Consider the following 1116-nt stretch of genomic DNA (forward strand, 5'->3'; position numbering starts at 1 on the left):
TCTCTGATCTCTGTTAATGGGAAACCTGCCGTGTTTGTCCGTCCGCCGGACCTAAGCCAAGCGGGCGGCAGATGCAAGTGTGTGGGCAGCGCTCCGGCGACTTGCCCGCAATACCGCTAGCAAGGCCCGTCGCCGATGATGCGATAGTCCGCCGCGCGGGCCTCGCACGCATTCGGGAAAGTGCGCACCTCGCCGTAGCGTCTGGCGCAGACCGGCGCGTATTCGCGGGTGCAGAAGGTTTGCTCGCCGCCACCGCCGCCATCCCGGCAAGGCCCGTCACGCACGATACGATACCCTGCCCGCTCCGCCAGGCAGGCATTGGCGAAGGTCTGGCGGTCGCCGCCGCGTCTTGCGCAGACCGGTTCGTAGTGCATGGTGCAGAGCTGCGGATGCGGCCTTGGCGGGCGCGGACGCGGTCCTTCGTCGACGACCACCGTACAGGCCGCCAGCAATGCCGACAGTAGCAGGGCGACAAGGCCCTGCTGCGAAACGATTGCCGCAAGAAATCGCATAGGTCCCTCTCCTATCTGGCTCAGGCGCGATCGCGCCAGCTCGCGCAATTCCTCGCCATTTTGGGATCGAACGCAACCCCGGCTTGTGCTTTGCCCGGGGCGAAATTTATCGCCGGTCGGCTTCTCGCACTGGCCCATGCCCGGCTTTTCACTGGCCGATGACCGGTCATGGCGCCGGGTCTATCGATGGCCTCGCGTTGGGCGCGCCGAGGGCCGCCTGCGGTGCTGTCTTGCAACCATCACATTTCCGTGTAATAAATTTGGTGTTCGGGCATTTGCGACCCGGAGAGCGGCACGTTTTGGACGACCTTTCCCCGATAGTGTGAATCTCTGACGGCCCCGTTTTTCGGCGGGGGCTTTGACCATGCGCGAATGCATGACTGCCGAAGCAACACCGGGATCAGCCCAAGGAAGCGGGCGAGCCCACGAGACTGATACGGGTGAAGGAGTTTCCCCCATGGCCCAGACCGGCACCGTAAAGTTCTTCAACGCCACCAAAGGCTTCGGCTTCATCACGCCTGACGGCGGCGCCAAGGACGTGTTCGTCCACATCTCCGCGATCGAGGCCTCCGGCCTGCGTACGCTCGTCGACGGCCAGAAGGTC

At 64.1% G+C, this 1116-nt stretch carries 2 protein-coding genes; one reads left to right on the forward strand and one right to left on the reverse strand.

Annotated elements, in window-relative coordinates:
- Positions 1-116: 116 nt before the first annotated feature.
- The gene (locus EOA60_RS34135) at positions 117-512 is read right to left on the reverse strand and encodes a Kazal-type serine protease inhibitor domain-containing protein (RefSeq protein WP_095823255.1); all 396 of its coding nucleotides are present in this window, start codon (positions 510-512) and stop codon (positions 117-119) included.
- A 457-nt stretch (positions 513-969) separates the two neighbouring features.
- Here EOA60_RS34135 and EOA60_RS34140 point away from each other — a divergent pair.
- The coding region (locus EOA60_RS34140; protein ID WP_164899818.1) for a cold-shock protein at positions 970-1116 on the forward strand (147 nt) is incomplete at its 3' end.

It is taken from the genome of Mesorhizobium sp. M1A.F.Ca.IN.020.06.1.1, from assembly GCF_004023265.1.
GTDB lineage: Bacteria > Pseudomonadota > Alphaproteobacteria > Rhizobiales > Rhizobiaceae > Mesorhizobium.

Coding starts and splice junctions, on each gene's coding strand:
- EOA60_RS34135 (WP_095823255.1), bottom strand. CDS start 512: ATGCGATTTCTTGCGGCAATCGTTTCGCAGCAGGGCCTTGTCGCCCTG.